This is a genomic window from Nostoc sp. XA010 (assembly GCF_020829625.1).
Classification (GTDB): Bacteria; Cyanobacteriota; Cyanobacteriia; order Cyanobacteriales; family Nostocaceae; genus Nostoc.
On sequence record NZ_JAIVFX010000006.1, the window covers coordinates 224991 to 241094 of the forward strand.

The 16104-nt window shown below is 41.0% G+C and carries 17 protein-coding genes; 10 read left to right on the plus strand and 7 right to left on the minus strand.

Annotated features, from left to right (window positions below; genetic code table 11):
• The first annotated feature begins 344 nt into the window (after positions 1-344).
• Positions 345-1088, plus strand: coding sequence for a bifunctional 2-polyprenyl-6-hydroxyphenol methylase/3-demethylubiquinol 3-O-methyltransferase UbiG (locus tag LC608_RS11960; RefSeq protein WP_229553746.1), 744 nt, complete (start codon positions 345-347; stop codon positions 1086-1088).
• A gap of 414 nt (positions 1089-1502) precedes the next feature.
• Here LC608_RS11960 and LC608_RS11965 read toward each other — a convergent pair whose 3' ends face one another.
• The gene (locus LC608_RS11965) at positions 1503-2417 is read right to left on the minus strand and encodes a polysaccharide deacetylase family protein (protein WP_229553747.1); all 915 of its coding nucleotides are present in this window, start codon (positions 2415-2417) and stop codon (positions 1503-1505) included.
• A gap of 1771 nt (positions 2418-4188) precedes the next feature.
• On the opposite strand from LC608_RS11965, the gene lepB reads away from it, so the two are divergent.
• The gene (gene lepB, locus LC608_RS11970) at positions 4189-4761 is read left to right on the plus strand and encodes a signal peptidase I (protein ID WP_229553748.1); all 573 of its coding nucleotides are present in this window, start codon (positions 4189-4191) and stop codon (positions 4759-4761) included.
• A gap of 120 nt (positions 4762-4881) precedes the next feature.
• On the opposite strand, the gene LC608_RS11975 is transcribed toward lepB, so the two are convergent.
• Together LC608_RS11975 and LC608_RS11980 are read right to left on the minus strand one after the other, a co-directional pair.
• Positions 4882-5415, minus strand: coding sequence for a ComEA family DNA-binding protein (locus LC608_RS11975; protein ID WP_229553749.1), 534 nt, complete (start codon positions 5413-5415; stop codon positions 4882-4884).
• A 13-nt stretch (positions 5416-5428) separates the two neighbouring features.
• Entirely contained in the window at positions 5429-5803 is a 375-nt protein-coding gene (locus LC608_RS11980) for an NINE protein (RefSeq protein ID WP_229553750.1), read from the minus strand.
• Between the two features lie 189 nt (positions 5804-5992).
• Here LC608_RS11980 and LC608_RS11985 point away from each other — a divergent pair, with 189 nt between their 5' ends.
• Entirely contained in the window at positions 5993-6925 is a 933-nt protein-coding gene (locus LC608_RS11985) for a DnaJ domain-containing protein (protein WP_229553752.1), read from the plus strand.
• Between the two features lie 125 nt (positions 6926-7050).
• On the plus strand, positions 7051-7374 hold the full coding sequence (locus tag LC608_RS11990; protein ID WP_109011164.1) for a DUF1825 family protein: 324 nt from the start codon (positions 7051-7053) through the stop codon (positions 7372-7374).
• Between the two features lie 61 nt (positions 7375-7435).
• Here the strand turns inward: LC608_RS11990 and LC608_RS11995 are convergent, their stop codons facing one another.
• Entirely contained in the window at positions 7436-9361 is a 1926-nt protein-coding gene (locus LC608_RS11995) for a transglycosylase domain-containing protein (RefSeq protein WP_229553753.1), read from the minus strand.
• Between the two features lie 173 nt (positions 9362-9534).
• On the opposite strand from LC608_RS11995, the gene tyrS reads away from it, so the two are divergent.
• From tyrS to gmk, 6 genes are all read left to right on the plus strand, one after another.
• Positions 9535-10722, plus strand: coding sequence for a tyrosine--tRNA ligase (tyrS, locus tag LC608_RS12000; protein WP_229553845.1), 1188 nt, complete (start codon positions 9535-9537; stop codon positions 10720-10722).
• Positions 10723-10736: 14 nt separating this feature from the next.
• The gene (gene pyrF / locus LC608_RS12005) at positions 10737-11465 is read left to right on the plus strand and encodes an orotidine-5'-phosphate decarboxylase (RefSeq protein WP_229553754.1); all 729 of its coding nucleotides are present in this window, start codon (positions 10737-10739) and stop codon (positions 11463-11465) included.
• Entirely contained in the window at positions 11462-12247 is a 786-nt protein-coding gene (locus LC608_RS12010; protein ID WP_229553755.1) for a hypothetical protein, read from the plus strand. Before pyrF ends, LC608_RS12010 begins: the two co-directional genes overlap by 4 nt.
• A 298-nt stretch (positions 12248-12545) precedes the next feature.
• On the plus strand, positions 12546-12995 hold the full coding sequence (locus LC608_RS12015; RefSeq protein WP_229553756.1) for a DUF29 domain-containing protein: 450 nt from the start codon (positions 12546-12548) through the stop codon (positions 12993-12995).
• A gap of 217 nt (positions 12996-13212) precedes the next feature.
• The gene (gene remA / locus LC608_RS12020; protein WP_109011161.1) at positions 13213-13479 is read left to right on the plus strand and encodes an extracellular matrix/biofilm regulator RemA; all 267 of its coding nucleotides are present in this window, start codon (positions 13213-13215) and stop codon (positions 13477-13479) included.
• 288 nt (positions 13480-13767) lie between these two features.
• Positions 13768-14367 (plus strand): guanylate kinase, encoded by a 600-nt coding sequence (gmk, locus tag LC608_RS12025; RefSeq protein WP_229553847.1) that lies wholly within the window; start codon positions 13768-13770, stop codon positions 14365-14367.
• 64 nt (positions 14368-14431) lie between these two features.
• On the opposite strand, the gene LC608_RS12030 is transcribed toward gmk, so the two are convergent.
• The 3 genes from LC608_RS12030 to LC608_RS12040 all read right to left on the minus strand — a co-directional run bounded on the left by LC608_RS12030 (position 14432) and on the right by LC608_RS12040 (position 15866).
• The gene (locus tag LC608_RS12030) at positions 14432-14953 is read right to left on the minus strand and encodes a photosystem I reaction center protein subunit XI (RefSeq protein WP_229553757.1); all 522 of its coding nucleotides are present in this window, start codon (positions 14951-14953) and stop codon (positions 14432-14434) included.
• Positions 14954-15194: 241 nt separating this feature from the next.
• Positions 15195-15329, minus strand: a complete 135-nt coding sequence (locus LC608_RS12035; protein ID WP_229553758.1) for a Photosystem I reaction center subunit IX — start codon at positions 15327-15329, stop codon at positions 15195-15197.
• A 39-nt stretch (positions 15330-15368) separates the two neighbouring features.
• Positions 15369-15866, minus strand: coding sequence for a Photosystem I reaction center subunit III (locus tag LC608_RS12040; RefSeq protein ID WP_229553759.1), 498 nt, complete (start codon positions 15864-15866; stop codon positions 15369-15371).
• Positions 15867-16104 lie beyond the last annotated feature (238 nt).

Consider the following 16104-nt stretch of genomic DNA (forward strand, 5'->3'; position numbering starts at 1 on the left):
GACTTTAGAGATTGTTTGAAAAGTCGTTTACTGTGATTTTTTTTAGGCACTTATCGATCCCCCCTAAACCCCCTTTTAAGGGGGGAACCGGAATTAAAGCCCTCCTTTCTAAGGGGGGTTGGGGGGATCAATAACGCTTTGCTACCTACGAAATAACTTTTAAAACATCCTCTTAGACTAAGCCAACAAAAGTGACTGAGCAATCAGATCCTATGAAAGTCCAGGTAATAAAGTCGAGATCAGCACTGTTCTGAAATCTACCTAATTGGCTATAGAAGGCATTATCTAAATGCTGGTAGACTTCCATATAAATGTTTACTAAAAAGTAGAATTTTTCTATCAAAATGCTTATAGAACAGCAAGCTCCCGAACGCAAAAGTTCTGAAGAAGAACGTTTCCAAAATGATTATTTTTCATACTTTGAATCTCCTGAAAACAGTACCAGATACACACCATCTGTTTGGTATCTTGATGAGGCTTTTAAGCAACGTTCATTCTCTTTATTAGATTTAGGATGTGGCAATGGGGCTTTGAACAAATATCTACCTGAGCGATGTCACTACCTTGGGATAGACCACAGTGAAGCTGCAATTCAGTATTGTTCAAAGCTATACCCTAACAAAAAGTTTACTACCAAAGATTTATCGGTAATACTGCCAGAATTGGCTTCAGAAAATAAAAAATTTGATGCCGTTATCCTAGCTGGCTTGCTATTTCACAATGTCGATAAGGAAACAGAAGAACAAAAGAACGATCAAGAACTCGTTCAATTCTGTTTGGACAAACTAATAAGCGACAAAGGATATTTGGTACTTATTGTACCTTTCGCTTATGGTGACCATCCATCGCATAATCTTTATGCTCGCGCAGAATGGCTACAAAACTTTATAGAAAAATTGCTAGAAACAGTAAAAGCAAAAATTGTTTACGAGAATATTTCCCTACAAATTGGCTTGGACAAAAAGGTTCGGCAGCAGAAGACAACTCCTGACTGGTTTGTTCCCGATAGCACTACTGAGCATTCCAATAAGTACGCTGGAACATATATGGCAACTTGGACAGTTATTGCCTCTCCATCACTAAGCTAAACCGTCATTTTAAGTAAGAGGGTCAAATTAACTATAAAACCTTACCCTGCCTCCGGCTTCCCTCTCCGAACTCACGGAGAGGGATTGATGGTGAGGTTTGATCTTATGTTTAATTATGCCTACCTACTTAATAGCCAAGATTATTCATAAACTTTTAAATTGATTTTTTCTTTAGTAGGACTTACGCACGGGTAACGGAAAACGTAGACGCTTCGGCTTGCCGCAGGCTACCACAGAGGGCGCAGAGATCACGGAGGAATGAGAGTTTGAAAGGGTTTTTGCGTAAGTCCTATTTAGTTTCGACCTGCAACGAGTCTAAAGTACAGTCATAAATAAATAATGCATTCTAAGCAAAAAATATAATTTTAGTTTTTAGCCAATTACTATTGACTATTTACCTATAATTAATAATTATTACTTTTTGTTTTTGTTAGCAATCAACTTTTGGTCTGCATCTTCCATTTCTAAAAGCTCTGGAATAGTAACAAAGCGATAGCCTTGCTTTCTAAAGTTGCTAATAATTTCTGGTAAAGCTTGCACAGTTCTGGAACGGTTACCGCCACCATCATGCATTAGGACAATACCACCTGGTTTTGAATCTCTAATCACGTTATTTATCAACTTTGGTACAGTTGGCAATTTGTAATCTGTAGAGTCAGCTGACCACATCACCACAACATATTTTCGGCCTTTCGCGTAAGTAGCTAATCCATTGTGCAGGATGCCACCAGGCGGTCGGAAGATATTTGTTTTAGCACCTGTAACTTGATAAATGAGGTCTGTTGTGCGATCTATTTCAAAAGCAGCAGCTTGTGGATTCATGAAGTGATACCAGTGATGCCAAGTATGGTTGGCAATGACGTGACCTTGAGTTACAATTTGCTTTCCTAATTCTGGATAATTTTTTAGGTTCTGCCCAACGACAAAAAACGTCCCTTTGATATTATTTGATTTCAGAATATCTAGCACTTGCTCTGTGGTCTGTGGCCAAGGGCCATCATCAAAGGTGAGAGCAATTACTTTCTCCCCTTTAGTAAGTTTTGCAGCCTTAATTATTGCCCCTTGAAAACGCGATGGTAGAGAGTAGCCTAGTCCCTTTACTTGTGCTTCTTGCTGCCAACTTGTAAGCATTGCCGCTTTTAATTTCTCAATGCGCTGCTGAGTTCCTGCGTTTGCAGCTACATGCTTGACATTTATACTCTGTCTACTCTGAGCCTCCGAAGGATTTGGCCTTAGAAGCATCATGAAAGCAAGGCTAAAAACACCGCATAAGGCAAGCAGTGCAATTAATATTCCTTCTGGCCAAAGAAACGACTTATTCTTTTCCACCTCATAGCTCCTTCAAATATCGAACCCTCAACCACGTTATGACGGTACGTTATAGCACATTTTTTTAGATATCTTAGATACCATCTGCTTTCTAGTAATCCTGAAAATTGGAATTGGGAATAACGACAATTCAAAATCAAGAAGACAGACTATACAGCTTTAACTGAAATCTAGATGGTCTAGATTTGGACGAACGCTTATACAATAATTGATACTGTTTAATGTCAATCCATTTATAAAAGGCGAGGTGTGAACTTGCACATTTTGACCGCTAGCTCTAAGAAGGAGCACAATCGAATAATTAATGACACCCCAAAATCCTCTTTATCGAAGTTCTGAATTAGTTTCTGTATTTCACTTCACGGCTAAGGCAGCATTATCCTTTTAAGTTTTATAACTTTGCAAAAAAGATGTAGCTCAACTCTCATGCCTACAATTTGCATTTTTTGTGAGCTGAAATTTTTATAGCAAGACTTTCTGACAGGAAAGCTGTATAAGTTGTAGCTGAGTAGATTATTTAATTAATATACAAAACTACTTACAAGGAGCAGGGTAGCTGTCAGAAAAGAGTCTAATAAACTATTACCTCTATTCTTGATAAGATATATCTTACTGCCTGCTGCCATTCCTTCCTTTTTAAGAAAAAGTTAAATTTTTAACTTACAGAATGTTGCCTTGAACTTTCTATGAAATAGACAGACGAAAATTGATTAAATATAGTTTCTCATTGCCAAGGGGCATTTATTCGTTAATCTAGATACTTTTAAATCATTCAGCAAAAATGATTTTATCAGCAGCTTAACTCTGTTTTTGATGCTGATACTTCAGCCTAAATTACTAGTAGCTTTTTGTCTGTTAATCTTCTTCTTGATAGTAAGGGAGATATATATTATTAATAGTACAATCTAGTATATACTGTCACAGTAAAATTACGCAATTTATTCACATTTTTATAGCCATACTGTTAAAGCAGTTGTTGAATAGTATATATCTATACTAAAATAATAATTCAGTAGAATCAGTTGACGTAAAATTCAGAATATGCAAGATTTTTGAAATACACGTATTCGCGTGATACAGATAAAATGATACAATGCGAAACCCAACATTCATTGGGGTGTTGGATCTCATGCTTCGCTGCGCGGCGGTAACGCTAACGACCCAAGCTACAAAATTTATTGCTCTAATTTAGCTGTGCTACGCCACTACATCTACTTAGATTTTTTCACGCAATCAAATTGGATTACTATATTTAAGGCATTCGCTAAGGAACTTCCAAATAAAAAAATACTTGACTCTTTGTTGTGGGGTGAGCCAAAAAGCCCGCCTTGGGCTACGGGCGCTCGTGTCGCCCACCCCACAAGATTGGGTAATTTATTTGTTGGAAGTCCCTAAACTGTATTTGCCTTTCAATTAGCAATTTTCTGCTCAAAGAAAAAACCGACTGGTTGTATCGCTCTACCAATCGGTAATTGCTTTTTTAGCAGTAGGAAGCAAAATTGAAAATCATCTGATAACTTGCCTTACAATGGCAGCAATTAAAATTAAGATTTTTAATTATCTATCTAAAAATCCTAATCATCAGCTTATATTGCCTTAAACAGGTCATAGTTGATTTACAGTAGTTTTGCTTGTCTTTGGTAGATGCGATAATTGTATTATTTAATATTTAGTATGGATTTATGCAGAATCCATCATTTTTATTAGTATACCTTTTGAGTCAAAATAATCAAGGTATTTGTTCCACTTCTTAAACTGGCTAGAAACTTTTATGATTCCTCACGAAAGTGATGCAAAAGAAGAGCGTGCGTCGTTAAAAGTATGGCGTAATTGGCAAGAAAATCTGATTTTAATTGCGATCGCATTGTGTTTGGCATTTATAATCAGGACTTTTATCGCCGAACCTCGCTATATACCTTCTGATTCGATGCTGCCTACCTTACATACAGGCGATCGCTTGGTAGTTGAAAAAATATCCTACCATTTTCACCCTCCCATAACTGGGGATATTATTGTTTTTCAGCCACCCGCAGAACTACAACGTCGAGGATATCCCAAAGACCAAGCCTTCATCAAGCGGGTTATTGGCCAGCCTGGTCAGGTAATTAGTGTTGCTTCTGGCAAAGTCTATCTCAACGGTCAACCTTTGGCAGAAGACTACATCGCTGAACCGCCAAATCAGCCATATCGGCCAGTGAAAGTTCCAGGGGATGAGTTTTTTGTCATGGGAGATAACCGCAACGATAGTAATGACTCTCGTTATTGGGGCTTTTTACCGAGAGAAAATGTCATCGGTCGAGCAGCGTTTCGCTTTTGGCCTCTTAATCGCATCGGGTTCATTTAATTAATTTTAGATTTTAGATTTTTTCTTCAATCGAAAATCCAAGTTGTACTGTAAACGCATCAAAGGTGCGACTCAAAATCTAAAATTGGCGGAGTTAGGAGTTATTTTAAAACTTCTAACTTAAAACCTCAAATAATACATCAGTTGAGCGATCGCATCACCAGGTAACTCCAAGCGCCGTTGGAAATCAGCCAGGTTACGGTAAGGCCCGGCTGATTGCCGATTTTGAATCACTGCTTGCGCTAGGGACAAATCTATAAATGGAATTTGGGCTAACTTTTCAACTGTTGCTGTATTTGGATTGATTAAATGGGCCGGACTTTCTAGAGATTCGTGATCGTAGTAAATAAAATTCAGCAGAGGTTTTAATGGTTCCAGGCGCGGCGCTGGTACAGCCAAAGCCGCAGCGATATCTTCAATACAGTAAAATTTAACACCCAAACGCGAAAGTTCTACAAGCGATCGCGCTTGGTGAATTGACAAACCTGGTAAGCGTAACCAATCATCTACAGTTGCTTGATTAGCATCAATGCGGATACCTAATTTAGCCGCTAGCTGAATTTCTTCCCCAGATTGTAGGCGATAGTAGGGATCGTTGAGGAGCTTGACCCGGAGTTTTTGCAGCCTGGGGTTCAAAGGTAGCCAGTTATTCATGTTGTCGCTTACCTCAAGAAATCTGGTCTAGCAATTGGCGGCGCTTTTGCTCAAATTCATACTCTGAAATTAGCCCATCCTGGCGCAAAGCATCTAATTCCCGCATTGCCTCAGCGATCGCTCCTACCTGATTACTCGCCTTTTGTGAGTTTCTTGTTGCTGACTTGCCCAGATTAAAATTTTGATCAAAAGCTTCTTCATCTTGGGCTAAATACCAAACTCCCTCAATGGCACTAGCTACTTTGGGGATCGGTGTCCAGGAAAGCAACACATACAAAACACCCCACAACGGCTGTCCCAGATAGAATTTATGTAATCCTGAAATTGTCAACGTGCCGGAAAAAGCTAAAACAGCAGCAACACTTCGACTTTTGCGCTTAGTCAACATATTTTTAATAAATATACCAATACCATAGTTCCGACAATTAGACAGTCAACTACCCTGTCTTGCCCTTGAGATTTTTAGATAGGAAGTCCCAGACATAATTTAGTATTTGCAGAAATTTGAGTAAGTTTCACATGACTGTGCATTGAGCTTTGATGCTAATTTTAAGTTTTTAACAGCTTAATTACTACTATGTCACAGACCCTCATACCGCCAAAATGGCTTCAACAGCTTTGTGATCCTTACGCTGTATTAGGAATTTCTGTAATTGCTGACGATCGTCAGATTTTCAAACGCTATCACGCTTTAGCGAAGCTGCTACATCCCGATCGCCATGCCAAAAGCTGCAATACAGACAAAGAATTAGCAACGGCAATATTTAGCCATTTAATCAATCCAGCTTATGAACAACTGAAACATCAACAGAAGCGCTTGATGGCGATCGCTATGCTGCGATCGCAAGCAAGAGATTTAGAGCAGAAGCCTTTGTCTTCTCAAAGTGCCATAGCTCAGAAAATTATGGAAATGTCTACACCCCAAGCAGAATTGTTTTACGAAGAAGCGATCACTTGCTACGCAGAAGATCAATACAAATCATTAGAGCAGTTTTATCAGGTGACACAACAAATTAGTACACTGAATTTAGTATACTTACGGTTGCATAAACCAGACCTTACATTAAAACAAAAAGCTGTTAGCATCCTCCCTGAGGTAGAAGTTAAGCCAATTGAATTGACATTAAATGAAAAAACTGATGTCAAACCAGTTTTGACAAACTACGCTCAACGTCACTACCAACGAGCAATGGAGTATGTCAAGCTAGCCAAATGGCCTCTAGCCGTGCAAGAATTGCGCGATGCCATTAAATTAGAGCCAAATAACAGCGACTATTATGCCTTATTAGGTTTGGTACATCTCAAACAGAAATGTATCGGGATGGGCAGGGTTTACATCCATCAAGCATTAAAACTGAATCCGCAAAATTCCCTAGCTTTGAAATATGCTCCTGGGCTGAAGATTCAATCTGGTAAAAACACCAATCCTAAATCAATGGCTAAAGCTATGAGTATTGCGGCTTTATTAAGTCGGTTTACTCAAAGGAAAGGTTCTCAAGTCAAGTGGTGAAATTTCGGTAACAAACCGTACTAAAACCGAAGCTTCGTCACTAGATTACTCTCCTAGACTAAAATAATAATAGAAGTAAAACTATTAAGCTCCTGAGTTTAGACAGTCAGTTTAATATAAGCAATATGGGATTCTTCGATTCTGAGATAATTCAGCAAGAAGCAAAACAGCTGTTTGAGGATTATCAAGCACTAATCAAGCTTGGTAATAACTACGGCAAATTTGACCGCGATGGCAAAAAGCTATTTATTGAGCAAATGGAAGCCATGATGGATCGGTATCGCATCTTTATGAAGCGCTTCGAGCTATCAGAAGATTTTATGGCACAAATGACAGTAGAACAACTGAAAACACAATTAGGTCAGTTTGGTGTCACCCCACAACAAATGTTTGACCAAATGCACCTCACTTTAGAACGGATGAAAGCCGAACTAGAAAAACAAGCCTAACAAAAGTTAGGAGTTAGGAGTTCTCAATCAACTCATAACTCATAACTTATCACTCCTAACTTTAATTTGACTTGGGTCGAGGAAACTGGGAAGGTGGCTTGAAGTTTTCTACTGGTGTGTTCTTAAGTGCCTTCTCCATAAAATCTTTCCAGATAGGAGCAACCATACCGCCACCTGTAGCACGACTAGCTAATTGTTTGTTGTCGTCCCTGCCTACCCAAACAGCAGTGGTTAGTTGTGGCACAGTGCCAACATACCAGATATCCTTTTCTGAGGAAGTTGTACCCGTCTTCCCAGCGCTTGGACGAGCTATTGCAGCACCTTTACCTGTACCATTAGTAACTACCGTTCGCATCACATCGATAATTGCTGCCGATGCCCAAGGATCGAGAACTCGCTGTGGTTTAGGGGTGTTATCTAGCAAGACGTTACCACTACTATCGGTGACACGGGCAATTACAGTTGGTGGAGATTGCCAGCCATAATTAGCAAAGGTAGCATAGGCACTAGCCATTTCCAGGGGAGTAACACCAATTGCACCCAGAGGCAGGGAGCTAACAGGTTCCATCGGACTCATAATGCCCAAGGTGCGGCAAGTTTCTATGACTCTATTCATCCCCACAGCCTTACCAATCTTGATCACGGGAATGTTGCGTGACTGGGCTAAAGCTGTGCGGATTGGCATAGCTCCGCTAAAACCCCCATCATAATTTCTGGGAAAGTACCAACCGTCACCATCTCGATAACTGACTGGGGCATCTACCACCGTTGAGTCTGGCCCATACTTACCAGTAGCAAAAGCAGTATAGTATACAAACGGTTTAAAGGAAGATCCAGGCTGACGTTGAGATTGAGTTGCACGATTGAATTCACTGATCTTAGGATCTACACCACCCACCAGTGCTTTGATAAAATGCGTGCGCGGATCAATTGCTACCAAGGCAATTTGATTCTTAGATAATCCCTGCCCAAGCAGTGATTTATGCCACTTACCAACAGTTTCCTCTGCCATGATTTGGAAGTTGGCATCAACCGTAGTTTGTACCCGCATCCCGCCTTTGAGCAGTGTCTCACGCCCAAACTTTTTAGCCAACTCCTGCGCTACGGTGTTCGTTACATAAGGTAGGGCACTACCTTGAAAGGATTTGATTCTACCAAGTTTGATTTCTTGTTTGAGGGCATTGTCGTAATCTGACTGGCTGATCCAGTTCAACTCCAGCATCCGTCCTAGCACTTCTTTTTGTTTCTGTTTTGCCAGCTTCATACTCGCAAACGGACTGAATTCTTCTGGTGCTTGGATCAAACCCGCCATCATTGCTGACTCACCCAAGCTTAAATATTCTGCTGACTTATTAAAGTAACTGCGTGCTGCCGTTTGTACACCATAATTGTTATGACCCCAATAAACTTGATTGAGGTACATTTCTAATATTTGGTCTTTAGTGAGAATTTGTTCTAACCTGATTGCTAGCACCCCCTCCGCTAACTTACGGGTAAAGGCACGCTTGCGAGACAAAAATAGGTTTTTTACCAATTGCATAGTAACAGTAGAGCCACCCTCTTTGACTCCACCTGCTACAGTGTTAACTACTACAGCACGGCCAACACCAGTAGGGTTAATACCGTGGTGATCGTAAAAGTGGCTATCTTCACTTGCTAATACCGCCCGTTTTAAATTTGGGGAAATTCTATCCAGGGGTACAACTTCTCGGTTGGCTTCCCCGTGGATACTGGTTAAAAGTTTACCCTTAACGTCATAGATGTAACTTGTTTCTGAGGGAAAAAAGTTACGTAGCTGTCTCACATCTGGCAAATTGCGGAAACTAATGGCTAAACCAACCAGTCCTCCGGCTACAATGGAACTTGCCAGCATGGTCATTGAGAGGAGAGTACCGCCAGTTACCTGACCGACTCCTTTTAAAAACTCAAAACCTGATGAAGCCCGACGTTGTGGCTGTTTATCTTCAAAAGTCCTAGAAGACGACACGGCGATTTCACTTCCTCACTTGTAAATTTAACTGTAATTGATTGGACGAAGCAAGGCGGTTAATTTTTTGCAATTATAGTAGTTTGGCAGATGAGAAAGCGGATAAATTGCAAGTGTTTATAACCAACTTAACTTCTGGTGTGCAAAACATAGCTAACAGTGGATTTTCTAGTATGACGCAAGATTTTGCTTGGCTGCGTCGTGGTGTGGTAGAAGTTTTCCCACAACCAGTTGATGTTAACAGTGAAAGTTTAGAAAAGCGCTTGTTAACTACAAACCAACCTTTGAGGATCAAATTGGGTATTGATCCTACAGGTACTGATATTCATCTTGGTCATAGCATACCAGTACGGAAACTGCGAGCGTTTCAAGATGCAGGACATATAGCAGTTATGATTATTGGCGATTTTACCGCACGTATTGGCGATCCGACAGGTAAATCTGAAGTGCGCCGTCAGCTTACAGAAGCAGATGTAGCCCAAAATGCTCAGACTTATCTTGACCAAGTACGTCCTATCTTGGATTTTGACACACCAGGAAGGTTAGAGGTGCGTTATAACTCCGAATGGCTCTCTGGGCTAAACTTAGAGAAAATTTTGGAGTTACTCTCGACGATGACGGTGGGGCAGATGTTAGCTAAGGAAGGATTTGCCGATCGCTATAGAAAAGAGAATCCAATTTTTATCCATGAGTTCCTGTACCCGTTAATGCAAGGTTTTGATTCCGTTGCCGTTGAGGCAGATGTGGAATTAGGAGGGACTGATCAAAAATTTAACATTGCTGTGGGCAGAGATTTGCAGCGTCATTTTGGTCAAAAGCCACAGTTTGGGATGCTAACGCCGATTTTGATTGGCACGGATGGGGTGCAAAAAATGTCCAAGTCTTTAGGTAATTATATTGGGTTGTCGGAACATCCGGGGCAAAAATATCAAAAGTTACAAGGGGTTCCAGATAATCTACTGGAACAGTATTTTGAACTGCTGACGGATTTACCTTTGGATAATCTGCCAGAAAATCCCCGCGATCGCCAAACACTTTTAGCATGGGAAGTTGTCAAACAGTACCACGGCGGACAAGCAGCCCAAGAGGCTAAAGAAGCCGCCCAAAGCGGTGGAAAGGAAGGTGCAGTTCCAGAATTCTCTCTAGCTGAGGTATCGCATCCCGCTAAGTTAGCCTATATTCTCAACGTCACTGGCTTATGCAAAAGTACGGGTGAAGGAAAGCGAAAAATTCAAGAAGGTGGAGTGCGCTTAGATGGCGATCGCATTACCGATGTTGATACTACTTTTGCTGAACCTGCTGAATTACAAGGTAAGGTTTTACAAGTTGGGAAAAATAAGTTTGTGCGTTTAGTGCCTTAAATGGGGAGTGGGGAATGGGGAATAGTGAACAGGCACAACGAATTATAGTGCCTTTGGATGTGGCGGATGAACAAAGTGCGATCGCTCTTATAGATCAACTTCCGCAAGTTAATTTCTGGAAAGTCGGTTTAGAGTTGTTTACCAGCACTGGCCCGAAAATTCTAGAAGTGCTAAAGTCCAAGGAAAAGCGCATCTTCCTAGATTTAAAGTTTCACGATATCCCGAACACAATCGTTGGTGCAAGTCGGAGCGCAGCTCGTTACGGGGTAGATTTGTTGACAATTCATGCAGCATGTGGTAAAGAAGCTCTGAAAGCTGCAACAGAAGCGGCACAAGAAGGGGCAGCCCAAGCAGGTGTAAAACCGCCTAAGTTAATTGCTATTACTTTATTAACGAGTATTTCTGCTAGACAACTGGCGTTTGATTTAAAGATTCCCTTAGAATTACCAGAATACGCGCTAGAAATGGCACTGCTGGCTCAAGAGGCGGGATTGGATGGGGCAGTTTGTTCGCCCCAAGAGGCGGCACAGCTACGACAAACTTGTGGAGATCACTTTTTGCTAGTTTGTCCGGGGGTTAGACCAACTTGGGCTGATATTGGCGATCAAAAGCGATCGCTTACTCCAGCACAAGCAATTATTGCTGGTGCAGATTATCTCGTGATTGGGCGTCCCATTACTACTGCTACTGAGCCGGAGTTAGCCTGGAAGAGGATTTCTGAGGAGTTAACCACGGTGGCATGAAGCTAAAAGTCAGTAAGAAGCCGGGGGATAGGGTACAGGGTGTAGGGGAGAAGAATCTTACATCTTCGCTCAAAAAGAAAAATTATAGTTGGCTTTTAGCTTGTAGCTTCTGGGTTTTAGTATCAAATAGTTTTGCTTACCCAGCGTTCTCGATAAACCTCACCCCTAAACCTTCTGCGCTAGCAGAAAAGGAAAATGTCAACGGTGGGGTGAAGTCTTTGTGTTCTGAGCAAAATTTAGAAACATTAACTATACAGCTACTGCAAGATTTACCTAGTTATACTAATCGCGCTAGTCAACGCGCCCGCCGCCTCAGCAGAAGCAGTGATGTTTACAGTTATATGCTAGTAGCAGGAAGACCTGAGTTTATTCCTCTGCCCCTTAACCTTGAAGAATATAGTGTAGACGCTTCTAAAAGTTCTGCATCAGGAGTTGAGCAAGTTTTCTTCACTACCTTAGAGCGGCAGTACATAGGAAAGAAAGCGGTAGAATTGCAGGAATTCCACTGGCTATTGTTGACTAAAACTAAAATTGGTTGGCGTTTAGTGATGATGTTTTCTCAAATTGGTTCTTATTCAGCACAGCAGCCACTATCTCCGCCACGCGATAGTAGTAACGGCACTGTTGCCCAAGGAGTTAAAACTTGGTTACGCGATTGTCAAGCTGGAAGTGTACGTCAAAGAAGAGGAAAAGGGGCAGGGGGCATACTTCTCTACGAGAGGCTGCGCCAACGACTGCGCTCAGTACAAGGGGGGCAGGCGGCAGGGGAAAGAACCCCATAAATTTAGGACTGCTGAAAACTTGGACACATTATTTTTCTCTACGAGACGCTAAAGGCGAACGTGCTTTGCCTCGACGCTCGATAGCGTAGCGTTAGCGACGTAGGAGCGTCTGACTCGCTAACGCTGCGCTATCGAAATAAATATTTTTACTTTGAACATAAATAAATTTATTTGCTCTGTAACTATGAAGGCAGGGGAATTTCAAAATTCTTTCCCCCGCAAAGCCCTCCATGCTCCCCTGCCTCTTTGGTCATGAAAGCTAATTCCAAATCTTCGTAGATTAGGAGAATATTAAATAATGTCTAAAATACTCACTCAAATTATTTATGAACAGGATTATCACTTATGGTTAGAAACTACATTGAAACAATTGCAAGAACGAGATTTAGAGCATCTTGATTGGGATCATTTGATTGAGGAGATTGAAAGATTAAGTAATGAACAGAAACACAAGCTCGAAAGTTATTTATTGCAACTTCTCAAACATCTGCTTTTGTATCAACATTGGAGTCTTCCTGAATGTAAAAATCATTGGGAAGTGGAAATTGATAATTTTCGGGTGGAACTTAGGAAATTAACCAAATCTAAAAACCTCTACAACTATCTGCTCACGGTGCTTGAAGAAGTCTACATTGATGCGCTACGACAAGCAAAAAAGAAAAGTGGATTGAATTGTTTTCCACAAACTTGCCCCTATAGCATTGAGCAAATTTTAGATGCGGATTATTTACCACCATTTATTTATTGATAAGGTACATCACCCAGCTAGCTTGTATCAGTGTAATTGTGCCTGTATCTATGGGAGGATTTTGAGGAGAAATAGCTGATAAATAGCGAAAAAAAGCAGACATTATTGAAAAACGAAGGCTGGCTTGAATTTAATCGTTGTGACTCCTGTTTTTTGGCGATAACATGTAAATAAGTTTACTTCAAGCTTCTCAAACCGCGTTTGGCGTCAGTTTTTTATGGAGATTCAGTTAATCAATATCGGTTTTGGTAACATCGTGTCTGCCAATCGAGTAGTTGCCATTGTTAGTCCAGAGTCTGCCCCGATTAAGCGGATCATTACCGATGCACGGGACAGGGGTCAACTGGTTGATGCAACTTACGGTCGGCGGACTAGGGCTGTAATTATCACCGATTCCAGCCACGTAATTCTGTCGGCGATTCAGCCGGAAACGGTAGCGAATCGCTTTGTGATTTCCCGCGAACATCAAACTGTAGATAATTGATTAAGAGTGGATTAACAATCTCACTTCTATTTGCACCACATCAGCAGTACTATGTGAATTAGACAAGTTTTCTGTCACCCTTGCTACAAATTCTTTAGTCTCTAGTACAGTCCGGCGGAAATAAACCTACCATTTTATTACAGCTAGAAAGACCAAAATTAAAGCCTTTTGACTTTTGAGTTTTGACTTCCCCAAAAGGGCTGACTTCCGCCTTGCGGTACTAGTGGACTTGGCCAGGAACACAAAACTAATAAATAATATCTATTGATTGATTCACAGGTTGAAGGGATGATGCCAGTTTTACCCATCCAGAGTATTGCTACTACCGAAGAACGCTTACATTTAGGCAGGTTGATTGTCTTAACTGGCCCCAGTGGGGTCGGTAAAGGCACTTTAATGCGATCGCTTCTAAAACGTCATCCAGTACTGTATTATTCCGTATCCGTGACGACTCGTTCTCCCCGTCCGGGAGAAATCGATGGCAAAGATTATTACTTTATCAGCCGCAGTAAGTTTGAACAATTACTTACTGAAGGTGAATTTTTGGAATGGGCAGAATTCGCTGGGAACTATTATGGCACTCCCCGTGAAGCTGTACTTAACCAAATTCATTTTGGCAAGTTGGTAGTGCTAGAAATTGAGTTAGAAGGAGCAAGACAAATTCGTACTTCCTTCCCCAGTGCCTTCAGCATTTTTATTTTACCGCCTTCTTTTGATGAATTAGAGAAACGGATACGCGATCGCGCCCAAGATTCTGAAGAAGCGATCGGCCGTCGTCTACTCCGCGCCCAAGAAGAAATTCAAGCCGCAGATGAATTTGATATTCAAATCGTTAATGACGATTTTGAAACTGCTTTAAATGACATTGAAACGGTTTTGTTTAAATAGGCTAAGAGTTAGAAGTTATGATTTTAAAATCATAACTTCTAACTCCTAACTCGTCATTTGTAAATTAACCAAATAAACCTTGAATTACTCCCAGATTGCTAGTCAAAAAGTAAGCAACTACTGCACCACCAATACCACCAATTAAGAAAGAACTGGCGTAGTTGTTCCAGCTTTCGTTAGAGTTAAAAGCATCTACTGGAGGGTTGGGTACAGTAACACTGGCAAGCGCTTTGGGTGGATTGCTATTCGCATAGAGGGATAAGCCCGCCGTAAAAATAACAATCAAGCCAAAGGTTGCCAATAATCCAGCTAAGTTTGCATTATCTGTATCCCGCAGTGGGCCCAATTTGGCAAAGGGGCCAAATATCCAGTAACCATGAGCCATACCAACTTCTAGCCCGCGTCTCGAAGCAGTTATCCCAGGACGATAAGCTGGCAAGTTATTAATGAACCACTTGCTCAAGGGAGAAGCATTAATCGGGGTTTCTAGGTTGCCCAATTGCTGATCGCGGAATGCGGGAAAAACAACTTCCCGATTTCTGGGATCGCTGGGGAGATTTTTTGATGCATCTACTGCTTGTGCCATATTTTATGTTCGCCTCTAAATTTAAAATGGTGGCATTTTTATATTAATAATAATTGTCGCTAAAGATATTTTTTGCGTAATAAGTTTAGAAAAATTAATTTAGCTGCTGTCAAAACTTTGAAACTCGCAAGCTGGTTTCAGGATCACGAGTTTCAAAGAATTAATTTGTTAGTAGTTTAGTTAGTAGTTACTAGTGAATTGCCAACTAACGGCTAACAAATTTTTAAATTCTGTCTTCAACTTATGGTAGTGGGTGGAAAAGTAGGTCAGGAAACCAGTAGTTAACTAAAATCAACAAAACGGCTGTCAAAGACAAATTGGCAAAAAGCAAAACTGGGCCCAACGATAGATACTTAACGAAGTATTTCTGCTGCATGAATTATTCTCCCAAATAAATCAAAGGTTGCGGTAAGGGTTAGCGTGGCGAAATCGGAATTTCTGTATCTTTAGCTGTTAATTCGCCGGACAGAAATTCTTTTATAGCTGCTAGGGGCCAAGTAAAGCCTGAGAGCATAATTGGCAGTGCCAAAGGAACTTCAATCATTACTTCTCTCATTTCCACGCTGCCACCCTCTTTCTTGTTCGCTTGTATGTAGGCACGGCCTACCCAACCAATCCAACCAGCAATATAGAGGAATAGAATGCTGGGAATTAGGAAATCACCAGCATGATCTAGACGACCATCAACAATCAAGTGGGGGTAACCCTCAGGGCCACATAGCTCTTGAGAATAACGCTCAAATCGCTTTATCCCTGATTGGGGGTCAGAGGTGGTATTACGGGCATTAGCAGCTAGCTGTTGAAAAGCGGGATTGTCACTGCACGGTGTCAAATTAGCCCCTAAAGCTTTTGCTGGGGAGGCAAAATTGAACCAAAGACAAATCGCTAAAATCAAAGCAAACAATCGTCGCATAGAGTTGTTTCCTTTTACTACAAAACAAAAAGTTTTATGTACAAAACGAAGCGGCTTGTACAGTTGTTTATTTGCATAACTAGGAAGTCATCATACTCTTGGGTGGGAACCGAGTAAAGTTTAAGTAAATAAAAGTTAAAGCTTCTCAACCAAAATGAGTGATGAGTGGGGAATGGGGAATGGGGAGCGCTAAGGATAATAATTGATTGTAGTAGGGTAGTTATGGAGTGCTGAGTAT